At 46.1% G+C, this 22,773-nt stretch carries 19 protein-coding genes; all 19 read right to left on the bottom strand.

What is annotated here, in order from left to right; translation table 11 throughout:
- Positions 1 to 224 precede the first annotated feature (224 nt).
- Entirely contained in the window at positions 225 to 1,277 is a 1,053-nt protein-coding gene (locus Y696_RS00905; RefSeq protein ID WP_121509584.1) for a nucleotidyl transferase AbiEii/AbiGii toxin family protein, read from the bottom strand.
- A gap of 16 nt (positions 1,278 to 1,293) precedes the next feature.
- The gene (locus tag Y696_RS00900) at positions 1,294 to 2,025 is read right to left on the bottom strand and encodes a DUF6577 family protein (RefSeq protein ID WP_121509583.1); all 732 of its coding nucleotides are present in this window, start codon (positions 2,023 to 2,025) and stop codon (positions 1,294 to 1,296) included.
- A gap of 137 nt (positions 2,026 to 2,162) precedes the next feature.
- Entirely contained in the window at positions 2,163 to 2,645 is a 483-nt protein-coding gene (locus tag Y696_RS00895; protein ID WP_099772699.1) for a type II TA system antitoxin MqsA family protein, read from the bottom strand.
- A gap of 4 nt (positions 2,646 to 2,649) precedes the next feature.
- Positions 2,650 to 2,910 (bottom strand): hypothetical protein, encoded by a 261-nt coding sequence (locus Y696_RS00890; RefSeq protein WP_099772698.1) that lies wholly within the window; start codon positions 2,908 to 2,910, stop codon positions 2,650 to 2,652.
- 93 nt (positions 2,911 to 3,003) lie between these two features.
- A complete protein-coding gene (locus Y696_RS00885; protein WP_099772697.1) occupies positions 3,004 to 3,738 on the bottom strand; it encodes a DUF6577 family protein in 735 nt (244 codons plus the stop codon).
- 465 nt (positions 3,739 to 4,203) lie between these two features.
- On the bottom strand, positions 4,204 to 4,479 hold the full coding sequence (locus Y696_RS00880) for a helix-turn-helix domain-containing protein (protein WP_099772696.1): 276 nt from the start codon (positions 4,477 to 4,479) through the stop codon (positions 4,204 to 4,206).
- Positions 4,476 to 4,676: a hypothetical protein gene (locus Y696_RS00875; protein ID WP_147431762.1), complete on the bottom strand. Its 201-nt coding sequence runs from the start codon at positions 4,674 to 4,676 to the stop codon at positions 4,476 to 4,478. The genes Y696_RS00880 and Y696_RS00875 overlap by 4 nt, the downstream gene beginning before the upstream one ends.
- A 153-nt stretch (positions 4,677 to 4,829) precedes the next feature.
- The gene (locus Y696_RS00870) at positions 4,830 to 5,105 is read right to left on the bottom strand and encodes a type II toxin-antitoxin system RelE/ParE family toxin (RefSeq protein WP_257212074.1); all 276 of its coding nucleotides are present in this window, start codon (positions 5,103 to 5,105) and stop codon (positions 4,830 to 4,832) included.
- Positions 5,089 to 5,376, bottom strand: a complete 288-nt coding sequence (locus tag Y696_RS00865; protein ID WP_099772693.1) for a hypothetical protein — start codon at positions 5,374 to 5,376, stop codon at positions 5,089 to 5,091. The genes Y696_RS00870 and Y696_RS00865 overlap by 17 nt, the downstream gene beginning before the upstream one ends.
- A 347-nt stretch (positions 5,377 to 5,723) precedes the next feature.
- Positions 5,724 to 5,849, bottom strand: coding sequence for a hypothetical protein (locus Y696_RS14210; protein ID WP_257212073.1), 126 nt, complete (start codon positions 5,847 to 5,849; stop codon positions 5,724 to 5,726).
- Complete coding sequence (locus tag Y696_RS00855; protein ID WP_099772691.1) at positions 5,846 to 6,748, bottom strand: DUF6577 family protein; 903 nt, start codon at positions 6,746 to 6,748, stop codon at positions 5,846 to 5,848. The genes Y696_RS14210 and Y696_RS00855 overlap by 4 nt, the downstream gene beginning before the upstream one ends.
- A 283-nt stretch (positions 6,749 to 7,031) precedes the next feature.
- A complete protein-coding gene (locus tag Y696_RS00850; RefSeq protein WP_099772690.1) occupies positions 7,032 to 7,694 on the bottom strand; it encodes a restriction endonuclease in 663 nt (220 codons plus the stop codon).
- A 90-nt stretch (positions 7,695 to 7,784) separates the two neighbouring features.
- Positions 7,785 to 9,578 carry a DUF262 domain-containing protein gene (locus Y696_RS00845; protein WP_099772689.1) on the bottom strand — a complete coding sequence of 598 codons (1,794 nt, stop codon included), beginning with the start codon at positions 9,576 to 9,578 and terminating at the stop codon, positions 7,785 to 7,787.
- A 40-nt stretch (positions 9,579 to 9,618) separates the two neighbouring features.
- Positions 9,619 to 10,203 (bottom strand): hypothetical protein, encoded by a 585-nt coding sequence (locus Y696_RS00840; protein WP_121509582.1) that lies wholly within the window; start codon positions 10,201 to 10,203, stop codon positions 9,619 to 9,621.
- Between the two features lie 46 nt (positions 10,204 to 10,249).
- Positions 10,250 to 11,011: an HNH endonuclease gene (locus Y696_RS00835; protein WP_121509581.1), complete on the bottom strand. Its 762-nt coding sequence runs from the start codon at positions 11,009 to 11,011 to the stop codon at positions 10,250 to 10,252.
- Positions 11,012 to 11,263: 252 nt separating this feature from the next.
- Positions 11,264 to 13,279, bottom strand: a complete 2,016-nt coding sequence (brxL, locus tag Y696_RS00825) for a protease Lon-related BREX system protein BrxL (RefSeq protein ID WP_183084166.1) — start codon at positions 13,277 to 13,279, stop codon at positions 11,264 to 11,266.
- A gap of 15 nt (positions 13,280 to 13,294) precedes the next feature.
- Positions 13,295 to 15,508: a PglZ domain-containing protein gene (locus Y696_RS00820; RefSeq protein WP_121509578.1), complete on the bottom strand. Its 2,214-nt coding sequence runs from the start codon at positions 15,506 to 15,508 to the stop codon at positions 13,295 to 13,297.
- A gap of 4 nt (positions 15,509 to 15,512) precedes the next feature.
- Positions 15,513 to 19,271 (bottom strand): BREX-1 system adenine-specific DNA-methyltransferase PglX, encoded by a 3,759-nt coding sequence (pglX, locus tag Y696_RS00815; RefSeq protein ID WP_121509577.1) that lies wholly within the window; start codon positions 19,269 to 19,271, stop codon positions 15,513 to 15,515.
- 1 nt (position 19,272) lies between these two features.
- Positions 19,273 to 22,761, bottom strand: a complete 3,489-nt coding sequence (gene brxC, locus Y696_RS00810; RefSeq protein ID WP_121509576.1) for a BREX system P-loop protein BrxC — start codon at positions 22,759 to 22,761, stop codon at positions 19,273 to 19,275.
- Positions 22,762 to 22,773: the final 12 nt, after the last annotated feature.

Here is a 22,773-nt window from a genome sequence, read left to right as displayed (position 1 = left end):
ATGACTCAATAAAGGCTTCAGTTCTCGCAATAATCAGGAATCTGACCCGTCATTCTGTGACCCGTTCACTCTGTACCCATGTCTGAAAGTGATAGCGTAGTTCTTACAAAGACTCTTTCTCCCGAAGACTGTGTCAATAATCTTTCATTAGCAATGATCTTCATTCGATTCGTTAGCGCAAAGGTGAATAGCAGTTTTCAATCTGTATAAGGTCTCGGTGACACTCATTGTATGCCAGAAAGTTTGGCGATCTGCTCTACTGATTTGCTGAAATATGCAAATGCCTCGGGGCTCACCGCGGATAATTTGTTCAGAAATGTGAAGGACTCATCGACAATCCTTTCGAAGAACTCGTCTCCAGACCACCTGAAAGTAGCATCGGTCTCCCCGAGTAAACAAGCTGCTAGATAAGCTACCTTAGCGGCGTCGGAGAAGAACTTCGTTTGTTTGTAGTTGAAACCAAGAATATGTGACGACAGTCTAGATCTTCCTGAATCCAGCTCTCTGTAATGGTCTGGTTCTCTCTTCCCCCGCGTTCCAATTAGGAGTGCTGTCGCAAACGCATCCTTTAGAATATCCTCTGGAGTTAGAGACTCCATTCCACGGTAATGAGCCTCGACTAAAGCGATTCTCATAAAAGTATCCCTTACAGTTCTAGTATTCTTGTGATAATCAAAGATAGTGGCGATATCAAAGAGCTGTTTGCAGATCTCCATTCCCTTCTTCGCATCATAAGGAATCCCTGTAGTGTTGGGAGCGAAAGCCGTGAGTTTGTCTCCAAGAATCGCATCAATCGATGGTGTTGTAACCACTGTTACTGGATTCTCGGTGTAAAAAACAGAACTCCTTATCGGTGTCTGGATTAACTCAGTATAGAGAGGCTTCTCATACAGGGCATCTATTAAAATGTATGCGTTCTTCTGACTGGGATTGACCGAGTCATAATAGAACTTAAAATGCCTTACTGGGAAGATAGTCTTTCTTACATCCTCTTCATAGTTTGAGAATTTGCCGGTCGAAATGACTTTGCTGAAAGCAGTACTAAGGTCCGTTTCGGGCTCAACAACGATATCAATGTCAATTGATAGGCGTTGAACTCTATCCAAAAGCAGGATCAGAGAAGTTCCTCCTTTGAACGTCAGATTTGCCCCGTTGACTATCAGTAACTCCAGAAGCTGGAGTGCTTTAATCGTCTTTTCAAGAAGTATCTGATCACACCTCAGCTCAACACGCTTGGTCTCAAGATACTCTCTGGTCAAACAAGTATCGGAGATCATCCAGTACCTCCTTAAATTAACCTGTCAACTTCTGTGAGGTAAGGTACTCTATCATTTCCTGTCTTTTTCCTCTCCTTGCAGCATATCTCAATATGGTATCTGCGTTTGGTGCATATGTATCGAAGGCATTTCTGAAAACCCTGTCCATTTCGGCATCACCAAATGGCTCAAGAGCGGGCTCCCTTGAGAACAAATCTACAAGCATCTTCTCGAGTCTCGGTATTACGATTCCATCACTCTCCATGATCGGAGCTTCAGTAATGAGTCTTCCCACGAATATTGCAGGGGACTGGCCAGAAACATAGAGATCGATATCTTCAGTAGAAGGATTTAGGAGTAGTAGATTTTCGGTAAGAGAGGAATTCTTCTTCAGTGCTTCTTGTAGCACCTCAAAGACTGCCCTTTCAGCTTCTCTCTGCGCTTCAACAACTATGATTTGTATAGAGGCTATATGAAGCGCGAACTCATTCAGCCAGGAAGGTTTCCAAACGCATATTCTGGTTAGTGGCAGCTGTTTCCTAAGCACAAGATATACCTCTCTAAGGGATTTGTCTATCTCTGGAGTATAGTTGTGCAGCTTCTTGAGTGTGTATAGACCGCGCCCGACAGGGGTAATGATTCCGCTCCTTTTCAGAGCATTCAGTCTGGTTCGGATAGTAACAGGGCTTATCTCTTCTCCGGGAAGAATAAGAAACGGCTTGAGCTCCTCAGTAGTGAAGGAGTCCCTATCTCTAAGTATTGAATTCATTCTTTTGCCACTCCGTTTTGAAGACCAGGTTTCGCCTTTCAAATCAATCAACTCGCTTATAGAACAATTGGCAATTTTTATATATATTGCCGATTGTTCGAATTATAACACGATAAGGGCTTCATTTCTCGTAAGAACTAAGAGTCTGACCCGTTCAATCTCCGAATACCGGTCTTGTCGACTATTCTGTCTCGATCATCCGGAGAGATTCTTCCCTGGACCGCCGCGGCATTAACGAAAGAGATGAAGTCGTCTCCACCTGGTATTATGTAATTTGAGTAAGATTCGAGAAGCTTGTCTGAAAGAGCTCTCGAGCCGTCTTCAAGCTTTGAAACCAGGGACTTCGTCCTTCCCAGCAGAAGCGCTATCTCCTCCTGAGTGAGGTTTAGATTCTCTCTGGCTTTCCTGAGATCTGCCGGCGACGGGATGCAATTAGTCTTTTCATAATTGTCCCAGATCTTCTTCCAGGCTTCATCGAGGGATCTGGCATCCACATATGAACTTCCGCATCCATCACATCTATAGACATCGTAGGAAAGTCTGACTTGACTCCCCTTGAAACTCTCGATGCTCTCTTCCTTAGATAGGCGCATTTCCCTTCCACATTCGGGACATCTCATGAAATCAACTCCCGTACTCTGCAAGATGCAAAGATAGACAGATCAGCCTTTCCTTAAAGCTATAACTCAGCTTCAAATAGACTTTGTCTTTATATTCGTAGTTTTCTGGGGCCAAAAATTCATCATCGGTAATATCAAGTTCTCTGAGTATTGACTCAAGCGGTAAGGATTTCCAGAAAAGAATCGTAAATGAATCTCTTTGATTATCTTCTCTGATCTCATCGGGGCAGATATCTTTTGCCACCTTCCACGTTGCCTCAAGCACATCATAACGCTCTCTTATTCCTGACTTGTAGAAAGCATTACAAAAATAGGAGTCTGAGCCTATTTTACGCTTTGGTAGCAGAGTTTCTTGTGATCACATGCCTTCTCCCTGGGTCACTATGAGCCTGTCTATCTCTTCTAACTTCCCGCGTCGCCTGGCATATCTTCTCAGCGTGCTCAGACTCACGTCGTAATCCTTCAAAGCCCTGTGATATATGTTGCGTAACTCCTCTCCCTGAAATGATACGAAGAGATCCCTCTCGCAGACAAGATCGACAAGTATTTTCTCTAACCTCGGTATAACGACATTATCAAAGGATGTTACAGGGGCTTCAGTTACAAGCGACCTTACAACAAAACACTTCTTGCATCCGAGAATGTAGTTGTTTATCTCCTTCGGAGTCGGATCGATGAACACCCGGGAGTAGGATGCTTTGATATATTCAAACACGCTGTCCTCTGTGCCTCGCTGAGTTTCTATGATCACCATAGAAGAAAGCGCCTGCTGAACAGTGAATTCGTTCAGCCATCTGCTGTTCCAGACACACAGATTCTCCAGGTACGGGAAGTTCTTGCGAAGCTTCTTGAACAAACCGGAGAGTTCCTTCGATACGGCAGGTTCGAACTCACGTTTGCTTCCGGCTTCATAGACGCCTCTTCTGACATTTCTGATGAGTCCTTCTTTCTTCAGCCGGTGCAGGGTTGCATAATAAGTACCTGGCTTCCTATTAGGTAAAAGTGTACTCAGTTCATTGATCAGTTGATAGTGCATAAGAAACTGATTGTTTTTGAACCACTCATTTACTTGGTTTCGACTAACCTTCTCCATTGAAATCACCTACAAATAATGGCAATAAATATAGACAATTGCCGTTATTTGTAATTATAGCATATGCTTCTTGCTGAAACACGATCCTTCAACCCGGGGGAGGACTTAGTTGTTCTAGATGGGTATCAAGTATAATTACCTATTGATAAAGCCTCTATGGGTTTTGCAGTCGTCGACGTGAAGACTGAAAGAGAATGATAAAAGCCTATTGATGTTGCCTCGTTTAACACGGCTGTCTTATGAAGTTGTCAACAAGACTGTCGATGGATGTTTCGAGTATTTGTTTCACATCATTGATTGAAAGAATACATAAAAGCGTCTCCTTTTCAATCTAACAACCAACGGAAAACCTTGCACTAAAATCATATCTTTTTTACTCAGAGAACCCATCCTGAACAGATATACACCTTTCAGAGTAAGTGCATCGCCAAGCAATTTAACAAATACGCAGATCCGTCTGCAAAATCAGGAGTCTGACCCGTTCATTCTTAGACCCAGTGCACGGGAAAGCCTGAGCATCATTTCATACGATATGTTCTGCCTGCCGGATTCGATTCTTGCGATCACTCCTTGAGATGTTCCTATCGCTTCGGCCAGATCCTTCTGCGAGAGTCCCTTCTCAAGCCTTGCAGATTTTATCTCCCTAACAAAAACCCTAAGCGGTCTCTTCGAATAGTAAACTTTGGCGAATTTCTCGTCTTTGAGCCATTCCTTTTTTAGAGAGTCAAAAGAGCGCATCATTTTTCACCTTCTATAAGCGTCTTTATAGGATCTTCCGAGTCATCGAGGATGTCGTCTTCGAATGCCAGCAGGTCGTCTTTCAACTGAAGCATCTCTTCGTCCTCCGAAGAAGATAAGATTTCAGTAATCGCGTCGAATGCCTTCTTTCTTTCGGTTGCATCGATCTCCTGGAGCATCTTCCATACTCTGTCGAACATGATCACTGTAATCACCCCCATTGCCTTTTGTCTCAACACAAAAGGGTAGACGCATAATCCCGCTTTGGTGCAGCAAAATCCCACTCCAAACTGCCAATCTGAACTTAATGTAAGAACGCGAGTCTGTCACGAAAAAAACTAATGAGCTTGAAGTCATCTATATGCGTCTCCGCGTTTAACTATCTGAACCACAAGAATTACAAACTCATCTCCCCGGATCTGGAAAATGATCCTGTAATCGCCGACCCTCATCCGCAGAAGTCCGTTGTATTTACCAGAAAGACTTTTAACGTCGGGTCTCTCCCTCGCCTTTCCGTCGTAGTAATCAACCAGCTGTCGGAAGCTTTTGTCTATTCTATTCTTAACCGTGGTATCGAGCTTTTCGTGTTGCCGTTTGCTCAATCTCGTGAAGCTAATCCGGTAACTCATAGCTATCGACGATTTCCAGATCCTCTTCCGTCATCTGATCCAGTATCTTTGTGAGTTCTTCATTCTCTTCGGGGTCGCACGGCTCGCTAGTAGCCATTATCTTGAAGTACATCGAATTGTAGCCTTCAGTCTTTATGAGATTCCATAAAGCCGTCTCAATGATTTCGCTGGCGCTCTTACCCTGTACGCGCCTGAGCTCCTTCAGAACCTTCCATGAAGAAGGTTTCATCATGATATTGTGCCTCTCTTTGGTTTCCTTTATATCTTTCATGCGATCACCGTCTTATACGCACTATGTGTATAATGAGTATATCACGAAAACTTGAAATTCCCCGCTTTAGATACCAACCGTGAGGTCTGCCATTTTAGTAGCTACGAGTTACTCAACAAATATCTGTGAGCAGTCCAAAATCCCGTATACAAAGCTTGGTTATTTTTGAACATAGTATGGTCCCCAGACACATAGTTAATTGAAATCATCGCCCCTTGGAAAAACATACTTTGATCAGTGCTATGTTCTACCGTAACAGAAACACCAATTGCCACATCTCCATTTGGCTGCACCATTCCAAATAACGGTCCAAGAACACTATCAGGAACAAACAACAACTTCTCCGCTTAAGACTCCTCAAGAAGAGGCAGAGCATAAATTGCCTTTTCGATTATGCCTGGATCTCTTTTGGGGAATCTCTCGTTTCTCAGTTTCATTATCCATTCGCGTTCAAGAGAAGCGTTGTCAATCACAACACCCACACCTCGCCAATATTATCGGTCACAAATTTCCTTATTCTTCTCCACCTTCCTCTTCGTGAAGCATATCTCCTAAGCACGCTTTGATCAATAGCAAACCTTTCAAAGGCCTCTTCGAAAAGCTCTACCGTCATATCTCCCTGAATATAGTCATAGACCTGTTCATCGCAGAACACGTCTACAAGAATCTTTTCAAGGGATGAAAGAGGAACATCATCCACCGACGTAATCGGAGATTGCGTAACTAGGTTCTTGACTATTAGGAGTACTGGCAAGCCCGATCCATAGAGGCGCATATCTCTTTCGGAAGGTTTGAGCAGCACACTGTCATACCTTAATGAAAGAAAGTCAAAAACAGACTCTTCAGTGCCCTTTTCAGTCTCGATAACAAATCTCCTGCCAGCTGCCTGCTGCGAAATGAAGGAGTTTATCCAGTATGTATCTGTCAAACAGAGTCCTAGGTAAGGAAACTCTTCGGCCAGAGAAATCCATAAATCCTTAAGCTCAGCAGATATTGATGGAAGGTAGGTAGGTTTCACCTCTGTGCTGAAAACACCCTTGGCAACTCTAGAAATCATCCCCATCTTCTCCAAGGATTGGGCAAGACCACTAACGCTTGTCAATTCACTCGGTTCTCTAATATCCGAAAGCCTTAGAAAGCTCCCTTTCATCCCATCAATCTTCAAGTCTGACACGGCAAGGTTTTCTATTCTGTAGATCCCCCTGCCTGCCGAGCTAAGCAAACCGATTTTCTTGAGTGAATTAATGCGCCAGTCAAGGCGTTGCTCAGAATCCTCCGGGAACAGTCTTCCCAAATAAGTGATAAGCTTCCGTCTGGTAATAAGTCCCGATTCATCGGCAAGATCAGAAATGTCTCTCTCAAAATTTCTCACAAACACCTCCAGCTATATCTATTAAGTACGTCAATTATATCAGAGTATTGACAAATTTATTAGATATGATCTGAATTTCGAAAAAGCGAACTGATTTCTGAAAGAACGAGATTCTGATATGGGACTATAGACCGCTCAGAATGTACGTGAATTGTATAGAATGTTGCTCAGAAGGGAAATAGCCTTTCTTTTTCATATAAGTGGTCACAGCTCTTCTTAGAATTGTGTTTGGGCTTTCAGCAACTTCCATTTCCGCCCTTCATAAACCCCAAAGCGTCACCTCCTAGCTTGTTTCTGCCTTCGTTTTGTCTATGATCTCCTTGAAGTGTTCGTGGCAGTATGACTTTCCACCTAGAAGCTCTGAATTCTTCCTGCATATCTCCTTTTGATTCTGATCGATCAATCTTCCGCAAACATGGCAGACATTGGAATTGGAGCTTAGCCTTTCCTGAACTTCTTCCTTGTACTTCTGATATCTCTTGAATTCCAGACCGTAGCTCTCGGCCAGTCTCTTCGCCTCAATCGGCAGCAAACCATCTACCAAAAACACTCCGTGCTTTGCCCCGTGTTTCGGGAGAGAAGCGGCCAGACTCTGCACTTCGGAGTTATGGATTTCATCATTGCCCTCTCTAATGGAGAACACAGTTTTTTCTCCGAAGATGTCCGCGATAAGATCAACGGAGGAATAATCGCCCCGCGGCGGAAAATCACAGGATATTCCATAACTTTCGAGAAGGTCCTTGAACTCGAGAACGAGAAGATTCCTGAGGCTCTTCACATTTCGCTCGGGCTTCAAATACCTCCTGATCCTAAACGACACGAGATTTACAGCGATTATCTGTGCAAAGAGCAGGACTAGAACCACCTGATAAGGAATCACAAATGCAAGCGCGATGATTGCAGCCGATACCACCCACCAGTACTTCCTGAAGTAGAACAGAATCATAGGGTTTTTCCTGTCATTTTATGTCCGTTTCGTTCGAATCCACTTTCACACCTCGTCCAGAAAACAAATGAATATCAATTGGACCATTATTCAAAGAACGGCAAAATACCTCTTTATCTTCTGAGCCATGAGATAACGTCGCTCTTCAAGGAATTCTTCATAGTCGTCTATTGTCATATTCACTGTGTTTTCAGGGATGCAGTTCATCTTCCAGTTCTCAAGCATTTCTGACTTCAGCGTGATACCTCCATACTTGAGACCCCCACCATTGCATTGATTTAGAGCTTCTGTAAGGTATTGTGAAGGCGGCTTAGAACTGATAGCAATGTTGATCTCGCTCTGTGTCATCGCATAGTTGGCAATCTGATTGTATTTTCCTCTGGTAAGTCCGAATTTCTTCAGGTATTCCTTCGGGAAAATGTGATGAACATCTCCCTTTAGGCTCACAAGATCTGCGACGCAGATATCGCGTGAAAGGAAACCCTTGTCCTTAAGCTTCACTTGAGCCGCAAGATAGACATTGAAAGATGGGCTGCTGGAAACCGAAGTATTCATTTGCTGCGGCAAGCCTACCTCCCAGAAAGCATCTGAGAGCTCTGCTGAAAAGACATTTTCTATGAAGGACTTCCCATTCTCATGTATTCTCCTGATATCATAGTCAAAAGTAGATTCGGGAGAACTGGAATAACGACTCGTAAGAATTGAAAGGACAAACCACTTTCTGACTAACGATTCAATTTCCGCTTGATCGCAATTCATCTCGCGAAGAGTTAGATACATGATGTATGCGAAGTTGATCGAATTCTGGGATCTGATCATAGAACTATCTATGAAACCTGCAGAACGGAGAATCATGATGAACTTCTTGAAGTTGTTTTCATTCATGAAATCCATAACGCCGGTTTTCAATAGATCAAATGAGCGTTCTGAAATCTCCTCTTCGAACTCTCTCGTTTCGAAATTCCTGCCGGAAAGAAGCGCAACCAAATCCTGCAATCTACCTCTTTTGAATTTCGAAGTGAAGGCTACTCTAAGCATGTCTGTATAAGAAGGATCATACAAGTCATCATTTTCATTCTTTAGCCAAGACATCCTGCTGAAGTAATCAGTTTTGGTGAACTCTTCATCTACCTCCTGGAGTTGTTGATAGAACTCCGGAGCGATGGCCAAATGACAGAAATAATCTATTGCCTTCCTGAGATTGTTGCCGCCATATGTTTCATTCACAGAGATCTTCGACATCGCAAAGTCCGCTTGACTAAGCACTGAGCCAGCCGAATTGATTCTTATGAAGATTTCTGTAACCGTTTCGATATCCAGATCAGAATTAAGTTCAATCAAGCCAATCGGGTTATTTATGATGCCTTTAAGTGACTCTAGACTCTCAAAAATCTCGTCTTCGTTCTCAACAGAATTCAATTCGCAGTAATTATTAACCGCCTGAATCAATCTGAAATCAGGTCTGAAGATTGCAGAGATGTCTGGAATCCAGTTCCTATCCTTCCTTATAGCGGGATTAGTAACCTCGAATCTTTTTTCTAGCGGGTGGAAGGCAATGGCTATCCGAATCCTGCGATAATCCTTGGTAACTACTTTCTGACCCAACAGAGCTGCCATCAGGGCGGTAACTCTCTGTTGCCCGTCGATAAGAATTCTCTTGCCAACCGATTTAGTGCCGTCCTTGAGTTTGACATTCGGATTTTGCCAAGCAATAAGGTATCCTATGGGATAACCCTGATAAAGAGAATCCAGAAGATCCCTAACCTTAATCGCGTCCCAAACGAAGGGCCGCTGAATCTCTGGTATGGCAACTGCCTGTGACTGAACCCACGTGAGCAAAGTCTGAATTGGGTGTTGATTAACCGAGTATTGCTGTATAACCACTACGAAACCTCCTCAAGAATCTAGGAAGCATCTCGAACCTTCAGTAAATCTTGAAGTTTACTAGCTTCCCGTCGATGTAATCTCCATAAGCATACGGTTTGTCCGCGAAAAAACTCTTGTATGCAATAACTCTTAAGGCAGCATATTCTGGATACGTGTTAACAATACCCCTAAAGGTAGCTCTCATATTCAGTACTGTTGGCTCAATTGGAATGTAGTTACTCTTGAGAACAATGTTGATTTCTAATCCTGACAATGTTCCGTAATTCCAACTCGTTGTGAAAAGAAGTTCTTCATAGTAACGAATGGGGATTACTAGAAACACTATCATCACCAGAACAACGACAATACCGATAAGGATCAAGATCCTTGCGAATCTATTTATGGTCCACTTAGGCCAATAATGGTCTGTTTTACTTTCGAGAGTGTTTGTTAGCTCGACCGGCTCTTGTTCAAAATCAGAAGCCTCTTCGGTTTCGTAATCAGAATGGTCTCGCCAAAGCAATTCTGCTCTCTTCCTGGTTTCAGAATCATAGCTTTCTTCAAAGAGAGCCATAGCTTCCTTGTAGCTTAACTTCTGCTTCTTGCACCACTCAATGTACTCCAGAATCTTCTCGTCAGTCAAAATCCCGACTCCTTGTACGATTTTTCGCGTATTGTCTTTAGGCGTTCTAGTAGCTGCTGTCAGAATCGTCTATCATTTTTTCTAGTTCATTGAAGTCTATTCTGATTATCTGTGGGTCGTTCTGCCTAACTATGCTTAATACCGATACACCTACTGGATCGACAAAGCCTTGTTCCGGGACACTCTTTGATATATTCGCTCCAAACACGTAGAAGTGTGCACTTTCCAATTCTTTCAGTTCCTTAATAAGCGCTCTTTCTGCATCGAAACGTCCCTTGATAGGAAGGTCAGAAAGAATCTCGCCCCATTCTGAGCACAGTTCCAAAAATGTACCGATTAACTCATACTCCCAGTCTTCCAAATCTTCTGGCTTGTGAAATTCAAAGACCAAACCTTTTCCGATCGTGTGGATGAGGTCTTGCCCGGTTAAGATTCGTGGAAGGAAGTCCGTCTCTAAGCCTATTGTTTCATCAACAATAACCTCATGATTCTCCGCAATCATCACTTCATGCTCATGTTTGATCTTTCCAAGCTTATCCACTGTATAGATATCGGGATATTCATCAACGATCTTATGGCAATTTCTGCAAAGGATAATCAGGTTTTCATATGAGTCTATAGACGGAACCTTCGATCCTATTTCTCCTCTAGGACCATCAGGAGATCTTGCAACTATATGACATTCATCTCCAACTATTGAATGCTTCTCTCCTGGCTTCAATTCCTTGAGAACTTTTGTCTTACAAATTGCGCATAAACCACCTGAGTTCGCCCAAAGGCGTTTTCTAGTTTTGTCGGAGATAGCCATCATGAACCTCCATGAATAAGTAGCTTCTAACAGTTTCTCAAAAACCATTACTTATTACGTATGGTCCAATTTAATGGATGACATCAAATTTCATAATATCTTCCAGTTTTTTGCGACTACTCACAGAAACATTCTTGTAGAAAAATGAGTAATCTCCATTTGCTTTATATCCACATTCATCAGAGACCTTGTCAAATGCGTGAAAAATGGAGTCTGACCCGTTCGTGAAGGGCGTGATCGAGATTTTCAGCATCAATCCTCCAGCCTCGCGCGCATAAAGGCGTCTTCTGGGCCGGCGATGGGTATGGGTATGATTTTCGAGATCGTGTCCATAGATACACTTGCGAGGTTTGCCATCTGTTCCAGGGGTACGGTGATAGATTTGGCTCCGTTTTCTGCGAGCATCGTTACCCTGTCGACGAAGGACAGCGTGGTCTTAAGGCTCCCGGTTATTGTCATATCTCCTATTATCCCCAATCCCTTCTTCAGGGTGTTTTTGTGTATGGCAGAGAGTATAGAGACGAATATGGCGACCGTTATGTCATCGCCCACTTCGCTGCCTATCATAGGGGTGAGCTGCACCGCTATGTCGTAATCCTTCAACGCTGAGTTGGATGGCAGGTACTTTCGCTGGTTAGAGCCTATGCAGGAGATCGTGGTCTTCAGAGCTTCCTTCGCTTTTGTCCCGCCGCCGCTTATGTTCTGTCTTCCCGAACCTGGAACAACTATAGTTTCGACCTTCAGGAGTGTCGTCTTTCCGCCGGTTATCGAGACGGTATAGACCACCCCCGGGGGCAGTGGATCCTGCGAGATCAGGGCCTTGCTTCCTCCCTCGTTAACGGATACATAGGTCTCCTTCTTGCTCTCCTTATCTATGTACGAGAAGTTCGTGTCCCAGAACTCGAGCCCTCCCAGTTTCTTCAGCTGCTCCTTTACTCTCCTCCGACATTCTATGGAGAAGGCCAGGACTTCTTCTATCGCTTCTTTCGTGTACTCTCCGTCCGGATAGAGAAGTTTCAACAAACCGGATAGAGTCTTTCGGACCGCCTTCTCGTCCCTCCTGTTCAGCTGGCTCCCGAAGTTGAAGTAACTGTCCGGTGCGTTGACTGCGGAACTTCCCCTTAAGGACCTCATAACCTCGGAGAAGTAGTCTATTGCGAAACCGAAGTGATCTGTGAAGAGTTCGGCTCTCAGTTTCGCCACTTCCCAGCCCGGAAGATAGGCGTGTATTCTGTCTAGCAGGGCCGTGTCTTGCATCTCTACGGGGAAGGGCTCAAATAGATGAGACATCTTCAACAGAGTCTGCACATCATCGTTTATATTCCCGTTGAAGACTATGCCCGCCTCGGCAACCACCTCTACCTTTCTAGCGAAAGTCCCAGATTCCATAAAGTCTTTCAACATCTGAAGCGCCTGTTTGTCTTTGAACTGTATCCCGGCAACTTCGTCGAAGGCTATCAGATCCCACTCCCCTACGAGTCCGACCTTTCTTGTGGCTATGTTGTAGAAGAGCTGGGCGACGGTAGTGTTACCCCCGGAGAGGAGGAATGAATAAGGCGAGATTTCTCTGTAGATATACGACTTACCGGTAGCCCTTGGTCCCAGTTCCACGAGGTTGTAGTTCTTTTCAACCAGAGGGACGAGTCTGAGAAGCTGGAAGAGCTTCTGTCTGTCGTCCATCTTCTTCGGTTCGAGACCTATCGAGCGTATTATGAGGTCGGTCCACTCGCCCACCGTAAACTCACTTCTTCTACTCACAAATTGATCTCGTATGAAGTTGCTCAACTGTATGGGATGTATCTTCTCTACTACAAAAGGTCTTCCGGGGTAGGTGTTGTGGTCGTAGATCAAATCTATTATCGCCCACATACCACCGAGAAGCATTTTGGGATGCTCCTTCACCAGTTCATCCGTAATCACCCCGTTCTTTATGCTCAGATTCTGCAGTCCGGCGATGTATTCGTTCTTGGTTATGTCCAGCCAGGCGTCTATCCTGTCTATGACACGGAAGAAGCCTTTATCGCGGAGCTGCATTTTCACGAGTTCTGCCATATCCGGTCTGAGAAAGTGTTTCTCCAGTATCTCCCTGACGCTCTCCACACCCTTTATGTCTCTGGGATCAGACAGGTCGGCGTAGGTTCCTAGCAGGTGCTCGAGGACGTAAGTCGGGACGTTGTAGCCTATCTTCAAGTTCCTGACGAGTGACTTCTTTATCACGTACTCGGGATATATCTTCAGAACCTTCAGGTCTAGGGCGTCCAGCTCCACTCTTCTCTCCCCCAATCAGAATATGCGCTCTCTCGTTGGCAAATACTCACACTCCACCCAGTCCATAAGAGTGCCGTCTTCCAAATCCCTCACTTCTATCTTGAAGGTTTCGCCGCTCTTCGCGTTCACCTTTATTTTCTGTCTCGTTTCCTCGTTTACCGGTTCTTCTATCTCGATCTTTTGATCCAGGCACTGTATATATACCCTGGGAGCGATACCGAACATATCTATTTCGGTGAAGAGGAAGACCTCGAAGTGATCCTTCTGAACCACTTTTAGTCTATCTTTATTTCCGATCATCACTCTCTTTCTTCTCTCCCCCACAACAGGGGTTATGACTAGGTGAGGGATTATTACCTCCTGGTAAGTTATCCCTCCGTGCCAGAAGTGGCCGCCGTAGTCTTTGAATACGTTCCCACTGTTGGCGTAGAGTATGTAGCTGCTGCCGGTCTGTTCGTATTTGCCTTCCTCGGGTTTGGCGCTGTTTAGGCTGTACCTGACTCCGGATGAGTAGCTTACAGTCTTGTCCTGTTTGACCGTCTCTCCGGGAACGGGAAGATAGAAGCCGTGGTCACTCGTGAAGTGTACTTCATACCCCGCCTTAACCAGTTTGTCTGCCATATCGGAGAGTTTGGTCATTATGTCTCCATAGAATTCCATCAGCTCTTCGTGGCCCATAGAGTCTATGTCTCGAGTCTTTACAACCAGCTTTTCTGTCTCGGGCAGTTCCGAGCCTAGCTGGATTATTTCCACTCCCGGAAGGAGTTCCTTCAGGTTTTCCTCTCTATTCGGAACGCTATCCAGCGTCTTGCCGGTCTTCTTATCCACTATTAGGACTCTTTTGTCCTTCAGTATCTTTTCGATCTCTCCGGATGAGAAGAGTGCTCCCATTCCCACGGGCGTTTCCGTTGGCGTTACCGCGAGTATGGGTTTGTTTTGTATGTTCGCCTTTCTCTTAAGACTAAGCTCACAGGAGAGTTCGTATCTCAGCGCATCTACCACGATAACTGCCTTCTTGCCCTCACCCTTCAGTATTCTGTAAAGGAGGCCGGGTTGTCCCGTTTGAATCTTAGGATCGTAATGGCTTTTCCAGTGGTTCTCCGCTATCTTGTTTATCCCGGATACTTTTTTCACAGCCCAGGTTTTCAGTTTGTCGGGCAGGTGGGAGTGTCTCAGTTTCCTGTCGAGAGAGTCGTATTTCCAGAGAGTGTTCGAGTAAACAGAAAGAAAGCTTTCCAGAGAGCCTATGCTCGAGAGATCGGGTTCTTGCAGGAGCGGTTCTAGCCAGAGTAGTTCCTCCCAGTAGACTCCCGCTTCTCTGTCCTCGTCTCTCTTCTTTCTCTTTCTCGCCCTCTCTTTCGCGAACTCTATCGCCTGTGCGGCATCTTCTTCCTGTAAGATGGCCTGTATTCTTCTATCGAATAGCTCTTTCTCAATAACCGTGAATGGGTGCTTGTAATCATCCTCGAAGAGCTCAATGTTGGACAGAAGTTCTTCCTTGCGGACCTTGGAGAATTTCTCTGCGTGGAGGTGAAGGCTCTCTTCCCACTCGCTCTCTCTCGTCCATTCACTGTAGTATTCGTGAAGTTCATCACCCGGTCTGCTCTTGTATGAGGCCTCGAGTATCTTCTCGGCTATAAGGGTGGAGGCTTCCTCCGGTGAGGAAGAGGCGGTGAGTTTCAGATCGAAGGTCGCGTTTGCGAAGTGAGTGAAGATGAAGTTCCTCTCTGCTTCCGACAGGCTCTTGGCGTAGTTGCTGTCGCTTAACAGCTCCCACAGGCTCTCCTTCACAATCTTGCTTATGTTCTCCAAACCTCGTTTCTTCAGGTCTTGCCACCAGTCTTTATCCCTATTCAGGCCGTACCTCACGAGAGAAACGAGGAAGTCTTTCTTGAAGTCTCCACGGGCAATTCTGAGCTCACTCAGCAGGTTTATCGCGGTGATCAGCTCTCCGTTTCCCCTGTCCCAGTACTCCGCCAGATAGACGAGCTCCTTCTCCGAGCGGTGGGCTATGTAAACGATGACCTTTCTGCCAGACTGGGCGAGGCTCTCTGCCTCGAGCATCGTGAGAAACTCCCTGTCGAGATTTTCCAGTACCAGGTAGTGCCAGCCCTGTTCCTCGAAGTAAGAGAGACTTTCCCGCAGTAAGAGATCGGAGTCTTTTAACACCACGGGTATCGAACTGTCCAGTTTCTCGAGCCTTGTCAATACGATGCCAAGCAGGTACATAAGACTACCACTCCACTTTCAGCATTTTGTCCATTAGCTTTTTGCTGAGGACGTCGAATTTCAGAAGCCCTCTCTTCTGGAGAGGCGCTATGTTTTTTGCCACGCCTCCGTCCACTTCGGGGAGGTAACTGCCGTCAAGCAGTTCGTTGAGGGCGTTCGAGAATCTCTCCAGTTCTGCCAGTTTCTCCATTAGCTTTTCTCTGTTCTTTTCGTTTATTTCGGTGGCCAGCGTGTTTTCGAGTGTCCTCTTCACGTCTCCGAGGTACTTCGATCTCAATAGAAGCATCTTGTCGTAGCTCCAGCTGTGATGAAGAACGAGGAAGTTCACGCTTCCCTTATCCGATGTAAGCTGCCAGATTATTGGTCGGCTCATAAACCTCTTGGAATGGTCCTTGAAGAAGTCTTTAAGCAGGTAATCATCCAGTTTCTTTCCGAGGAGGTTCTCCAGCTCGTTGTAGGTGTCGCCTATCCCTAGGGCACGCCATCTCTCTATTATCCTCGTCGCTATTGAAGTCTCTCCCGTATCTGTAGAGAGTGAGAGTATTCCGTCGTTGTCCTCTCTCATTATCTCTATCGTGAGAGCCTGTATATGCTCTGAGATAACGTCCTTAACTGCCTCCGATGGAAGGGAGTCGATCTTCGAAAGCTCTTCGACTACGGTGACGGGGCTGACTTTCAGAGTACCGGCCAGTTCTTCGACTATGCCGAACTCCATTCCCGTTATGGCTTCGCTCTTACCAGAGCCTCTGTCGTGTCTGTGTTTCAGATACAGCTTCTTCAGTGTCTTTCTCTCGTCTTCATTAAGGTCTCTGGGAGGGTAAGCGCCGACAGGTATGCCTTCGGACTCGAGGACCTCCAGGACGGCGGCGTAGAGGTTAGAGGCCTGAGGTGAGAGGTTAGAAGAGGCCTCCTGCGTCCGTCCACCGTTCAGTAAACCGGAGAGCGATATGACTTCTCTAAGTGTCGTGCCCTCGGGAAGGAGTTCGTAGAGCTTCAATACCAGTTCGTCGTTCACAGCCTCGTTTATTAGGAGTCTCGCCTCGAGCTCTGCCTTATGCAGGAAGAACTTCCTCAGGGCGCTCTTCACGTTTACAAGGCCGCCCTCTTCGCTTAACCCTTTCAGTCCCCAGGAGAGCGGGTCGTGTTTGAAGTCGCGCTCCATAACGTGGAAGCTGTACAGCTCTTTCTTTATCTCTATGCAGTCCTGGGCGAGGGAGGAGAGAGTTATAGAGTCTAGCGTGGGGAGTGGAGAGTGAGGAGAGAGACTACCCAGAAGAGACTGAATTTCGTCCGGGCTTATGGCTTTACTCCCTAAGGATGATGGATGCGCTGTGGGTATGTTCTTCAGATCCCCCACCTGATAATTCACTGTTGGATTAAGAATTCTCATCACGAAGGATATGAGTTTACTTGTGATGATGCCAGAAAACTCCTGAGGATTACCACTGATTGGAAACATAGAAGAACCCCCAACATCAAATATGCAGTTCTTCGGCATATACCTGCAGCTGAAGCCGAACGAACTTACAAACGAGTAAGTCAACCCCTCTCTGAAGTAGTAGGATTCGTTTTTGACTACGTATTCATAGTTACCATTTAAGTACGGATACGTTTTTACAACATAGTCTTTTATCTCTTTTCCGTCGTTTTCCCAGTTAACTATCCACCACAGATTTCCATACCACTTGTTGTAAGGTCCACCCTTAGCGTAAGGTACCCACTTTTTTCTATCGGTCCTGTAATCTAGCGAGATGTCTTCCTGCCCTACCTCCCACCAGAAGCGGAGGAAGCGGTCGTTATCTGATGTTTGACTACCTGCAGCAACATTAGCGAACTTCTTCAATGGCTTGTACTTCCTGAACAGCTCCCTTATCCTGTCGCTTATCCAGTAAACGAAGGGATAGCCTGGGATCTTCTTGAACTCTGTCTGGTTTAGAAGATGAACATAAGGGCATTCCTTTCCGTTACGTATAGCTTCAACGCCTTCTCTTAGCGCTTCTCTCTTGGGCTTAGCGTTTCCCCTTTCGAACTTCACCAGATTGAAGAATAGACAATCATCACTGTTAGGCGGCGCTTTTTCTAGCACTATAACGGCAGTATCCACGAGAGCCTCACCGAACACACCACCCAACCCGAAATGTGCGAAGTCTACCAGTTGATTCTTGTTCAGTATCCACTTTCTAGTCTCCTCATAACTGGATATGAACATATACGTCTGAGGGGTTATCATACCCACATAACCGCCTTCATCGGCGAAATCTGCACATCTCTTTATGAAGGCCGCATAAAGGTTTTTTTCGAAGCCCTTGAATCTGTCTTTCAGGAACTTCTTGTACTCATCCGTCATATCCGATGAATCGAGGTACGGAGGATTGGCTATGACCACATCGTACTTCTGTATGAGAAGCTCGGCGAAGTTCATCCCCTGTTCTATGTACTCACCGTACTCCCTGTTGGAAGATACGGCCCCTTTTATGTCCTCCAGCACGTTTATCTCCGTCTCACTCCAGGCCTCTTCACTGAAGAACATCACGTCGCTCTTCTTTCGCTTTTCCTTGAGCCTTTCCAGCTCCCCGGTTATGTCGAGAAGAGAGCCTATGGCACTGGCGTCCTTCAGCTGGCTCCATATAAGGTCTATGAAGTCCTGAACCGTGGTGTCGTTCCTGTATTTGTTTCTCACGGCAGTGAGTTCCAGTGAATCGGAAAGATGGAAGTCTGCGGAAACGACGTTCATCGTGTATCTATTCTTATGCCTATCCAGAGTTCTTGCCTTCAGGTAAAGCGAGAGAATTGTCAACTGGGCGGCCCTATCATCTAAATCGATCCCGAACAGGTTGTGCTTTAGGATGAGCGATGAAATCTCACCGGGATCGTATCCCCTTTCAAGATACATCTTCTGAAGAAGCTCGAAAGAGTAGAGCAGGAAGTTACCGCTTCCACAGGCGGGATCGAGTATCTTGATTTCTTCAAGCTTTTTTGGTTCTCTTTCCTTCCTCAGATTCTCTTTTTGAATGGGTATCTCTATCTCGTCATATAGCGGGGAATCGGGATACATCTCCAGATAGTACCTACCCAGAGTGTTGTCCACTATGTGTTTGACAACCCAGCTCGGTGTGTACTGCTGCGATTGGTAATGGACGTTAGACTGGTCTATTTTGGCCTTACTGTCTTTCAATAAACGCCTCTCGGCGATGTTGTAATACTGGTAAATCCAGCCTATTATGTCGTCTTTCAGCCATTCATCAGGGTCTATGGAGTTGATTAGGTCTATCACAGCTACCGTTTCGCTCGGTCGTGGCAGAAAGCCGTAGCGGCTGCCGTTGTACAGCTGGGGAAGCTCCTGTGAGAGAGTCTGGAAGACTTCTCTCAGTACGGTGTTTATCCCCTGGCCCGGTTCGCTGTTTGCCTGAGGATTGCGGCTTAGATAAAGGTAGTGAGCCTCGCTCTTTCCGCCCGTGTCTATGCTCTTGGTTACATATGTCCGCTCGATTAACTCTCTGGCCTCCATCACTTTTAGTCCGACCAGCCTGTTGAGCGTGGTGAACGAGGCCTCCTGCACGAACTTGTTTCTCGCTTCTTTTGCACCGAGCTGTTTCTCGTCGGCCTGTATTATGGGAAGTATCTGGTTTCGCAGGTCTTCGAAGCCCGTCGTCGGCTCTCTGTAATCGCCGTTCTCGGTTATGCCGCACTGTTTGAGAAGGAGTGGGTATGATTTCTCCAGAGTCTCACGAATCTGTATTATCGTCTTTTCGAGATCGGCCATATCAGTCCTCCAGCTCTATCTCTAGCTCGGTGTCTTCCGAAACGGAGATTTTTTCCAGTTCTCGCTTCAGTTCACGATAGGTGAGTTTTCTCTTTAGCGTCAGTTTTTTTGGCTGTTCCTGCTTTTTCTTGTGATCATCAGACTCTTCTTGCATAAAGCTGTCGAAGAAGTCCTTAAGTTTCTCCAGCCTGTTAGAGAACTCCGTTATGTAAAGACTGGCTTCATTCAATCCGGTATGGCACTTCTCGCATTTTATGGAGAACTGTATTTCAAGTTCTCTGCAGGGAGGGGTTGGTCTTCTGAACCAGTCCTGATCCCCAGCTCTCTTTCCCAGCGAGTTTTTCTCATCCTGTATGGAATCGAGATATTCGTTTATCTTCTTTAGCCATTCGTCTCTCTCATCGTGAATGGGGTTGAAGTAGCTCTTATAGGTGTTGCGAAGATTCTCGAAGGTGCTGTCGAGATCGGTGCCGAAGGAGGCTATGCTGGGCAGAGTTTCCTTATACTCTTTCAAGATCGCGGACAGTTTTTCACTCTGGTCTTTCTCGAAGGCGCCCTTGGAGATTTCACCTTCCAGCTCGTGGAGAAAGGTTTTCTGTCTGCGAATCAGCTCGTAGTTCTTATCGAGGAACCGCTCCGTCTTGTCTGCAGTATCCTTCAGTTCGCGTATAGAATCTCTCTGGCGAAGCAGGTCATCCAGACAGTCGCTATCGCCACCGGTGAGAGTGTTTATCATCGTTCTTAGAGTATCTAGATTCCATTTCACATCGGCACCGAGTTTTTCCATCTTTTCTTTCAACTCATTCATTCTCTTGTCGAGATGTTTCATCGCTTCCAGTGCCCGAGATATGAACTCACTTCTCGGTGACTGGAGCGAAAGTCTCCCATCGTCCATAAGCGGGTTTATGATGTCCATAAGATACTGCTTGTCGGACGGCTTAAGGACTACGCTGCGCCGTATCCTGGACTTCTTGAATTCGCTTACGCTCTTCAGAGCCTTATGCACATCTGCCTTTCCGTAATAGTCTGAATTGTTCACCATTATCTTTCCGCCACGGATGAGACAGGCCACTGAATAGATTATCGTTTCCGGGGTCCAGCCATAGGGAGGAGAAGAGAACTTTTCCAGCAGAGTCTCTCCCGTCTGATCCTCTCCAAGATACTCAATGACCGGAGAGATTATCTTGTGTGTCTCGATCAGCTCCCCGTTGTCGTTGAAGACTCTGTGGTCGTCATCCAACCGGATTGTCTTCAGCGTGTTTTGAGGTCCGCTCAACACTCCGTCTGTGTCCTTGCTCGTAGCGGTTGTGTAGGTGATTTCTGTGTAATGGCCGGGGATTACCTTTTCCTTCAGGAGGTCCTTAAGCTCGTTTATCAGGCTGGATGTAGGGTTAAATTCACCTTCGTAAAGAAGCTGTCCCGAGTCTATTGCCTTTCGCAACACCCGGCCCAGCTCGTTTCTCTTGTCGTTCATTATCCTGCCGTACTTGGTCAGGATTTCGTGTATGCCCTCTCCCGTCTTTTTCGTTCTGAAGGAGTTCAACGAGGCGTCCAGGCTCTTTATCTCCCTGGCCAGATCGCCAATGGTGTCGTCGGCCTCGGGGATTACATAGACAGTATCGCGGTGGTTCATTGACTCGAATTCAAGGCCTTCCACGTTTACACCAGTGAAGGGAGCGATGCGGACCTGGAGACCCTTCTTCTTGCCGCCGATCGCGGAGTTGTCCAGGTACCACTCTATGGGAATCGAGGGACCATCACCGTAACGGATTTCCTTGTAGTTGAAGATATTCAGCAGTTGACGGACTATCTCTTCGTTTCTCTTTGGTATGTCTATCACGGTGTTATCCATCTCTGCTATGAATTCTCTCTCGAGGTCTGTCACGAGTGTTATCTCGCCGTTGTAGCGTGTGACGTATTTCGCCTTCTCGAGGTAGTCGAGGGCATCCTTAACTTCCTTGGTGAGTTCATACTGTTTATCAAAGATGTTCTTGCAGAGCATACGGGTTATTACCGTCTCGCTCGCGCTTATCTTATTGAGGTTTTTCAGTATATGGAGAGTCTTTAGTATGTCGGAGGCCTTCACGTTCTTTCCCATATAATCGTCGGCACTGTAAACAAGATGGGTGACTCCTGAACCGAAGAAGGAGGGGCCTAGTGCGTCGAATAGGTCGGTGGCGCTCACAACCCGTCCGAACTCTTCATCCTTCACATTCTTCAGTATCGTGTCAACGAGAAAGATGAACTTGCGGGCCGTCGCCTGGTAATAAGTCGAACCTATGGTGTTTTGAACCAGATCGGGGAGTAGCTGGAACTGGTATGGATGGAAAGGGTAGTAGGTCATAAGATCGTCCTTGGTTTCGGTCTTTTTGTAACTTCCACCCGTGTCGCTGAGAGTCGTTATGTTCCCCTGGTTTTCCCGCATCGTCTTCTCGAACAGGGGCTCCGCATCTATCTTTTTCTTCAGCAGTCTTTCACGGGCGACCTCATCCACGTTCTCTGACGTGAGGTCGAGTCTCACTTCGAAACGGTCTGTCAATTTGCCCAGCTTTCTTTTGTCGAAGTCTCTGTTGGCTATTAGCTGGTCAAGCTTCTCCTGTGAGGTAACTATTAGCCTGACCGATCCCTTTCCCTTTGCGGCGAAGGCCTCAGCGACTCCCTGCAAGGCCAGTATTCTGTCTTCGTTGTCTTTGAGGGATATCACGTACTGTCCGATTTCATCCACTATGAAGACGAGTCTCTTCCCGGTCTTCATCGTGTAATCGACACAGTGTTCGGCAAGAACGGCCGGCGACAGGCTGTCGTATTTGTTGACTGCGGATTTCAGGAATTCACCTGCTTCATCCGGTGAGTAGCCAATTCTTTCGGTCATAGCCTTTACGGCGTAGCGGCGGAACTCTCCGACGTTCTGCGCCACTTTCGAGTAGTCGTTTCCACTCTGCTCTATGTAATTTCGTATCTCTTCGAGGTGACCGAATGTGTCTAATTCATACTCCATTATCGCTACGTTAGGGAATGAAGAGTAGCCACAGGTTTCGAGAAACTTCTTGAAGATCGACTGCTGTATCGTTTCCATATTCAGGGAGCTGTCGGCAGTCATTTCGAACATAACGATGGTGCTCGGTATGCTGTTCAATGACTTTATGTTTCCCTTTATGAATTCCGGGTTCGTGCAGTTGCTCAATCTCTCATTGAAGAGTTCGCGGGCCGTTATTCCCTTAGGTAGTGTGTGGTTCGTAAGGAGATACCCGATTATCTTCGCGAAGTAGGACTTTCCCGAACCGAAGAAGCCGGAGATCCAAACGCCTATCCTGTCTGTAGAGAGAAGCTTGTAGTTCGTCAGAAAGGTTTCGAGGTGTCTCTCTATCTGGTGAGTGACTATGTACTGGGAGATTTCTTTCTCTTCGACGGTGAGATCCTGCTCACCGGCCTTTATTACGAGAGGGACTTCGTCTTCGATGTTTATCCTCAGAAGCTCTTTAATCTTCATTCCCTTACCCCC

Origin of the sequence: Mesotoga sp. H07pep.5.4 (assembly GCF_003664935.1) — a bacterium.
GTDB classification, from domain to species: Bacteria; Thermotogota; Thermotogae; order Petrotogales; family Kosmotogaceae; genus Mesotoga; species Mesotoga prima.
This window is presented reverse-complemented; position numbering and strand designations above follow the sequence as displayed.

Coding starts and splice junctions, on each gene's coding strand:
- Y696_RS00905 (WP_121509584.1), bottom strand. CDS start 1,277: ATGATCTCCGATACTTGTTTGACCAGAGAGTATCTTGAGACCAAGCGT.
- Y696_RS00900 (WP_121509583.1), bottom strand. CDS start 2,025: ATGAATTCAATACTTAGAGATAGGGACTCCTTCACTACTGAGGAGCTC.
- Y696_RS00895 (WP_099772699.1), bottom strand. CDS start 2,645: ATGAGATGTCCCGAATGTGGAAGGGAAATGCGCCTATCTAAGGAAGAG.
- Y696_RS00885 (WP_099772697.1), bottom strand. CDS start 3,738: ATGGAGAAGGTTAGTCGAAACCAAGTAAATGAGTGGTTCAAAAACAAT.
- Y696_RS00880 (WP_099772696.1), bottom strand. CDS start 4,479: ATGATGCGCTCTTTTGACTCTCTAAAAAAGGAATGGCTCAAAGACGAG.
- Y696_RS00875 (WP_147431762.1), bottom strand. CDS start 4,676: ATGTTCGACAGAGTATGGAAGATGCTCCAGGAGATCGATGCAACCGAA.
- Y696_RS00870 (WP_257212074.1), bottom strand. CDS start 5,105: ATGAGTTACCGGATTAGCTTCACGAGATTGAGCAAACGGCAACACGAA.
- Y696_RS00865 (WP_099772693.1), bottom strand. CDS start 5,376: ATGAAAGATATAAAGGAAACCAAAGAGAGGCACAATATCATGATGAAA.
- Y696_RS00850 (WP_099772690.1), bottom strand. CDS start 7,694: ATGATTCTGTTCTACTTCAGGAAGTACTGGTGGGTGGTATCGGCTGCA.
- Y696_RS00835 (WP_121509581.1), bottom strand. CDS start 11,011: ATGGCTATCTCCGACAAAACTAGAAAACGCCTTTGGGCGAACTCAGGT.
- Y696_RS00820 (WP_121509578.1), bottom strand. CDS start 15,508: ATGTACCTGCTTGGCATCGTATTGACAAGGCTCGAGAAACTGGACAGT.
- pglX (WP_121509577.1), bottom strand. CDS start 19,271: ATGGCCGATCTCGAAAAGACGATAATACAGATTCGTGAGACTCTGGAG.
- brxC (WP_121509576.1), bottom strand. CDS start 22,761: ATGAAGATTAAAGAGCTTCTGAGGATAAACATCGAAGACGAAGTCCCT.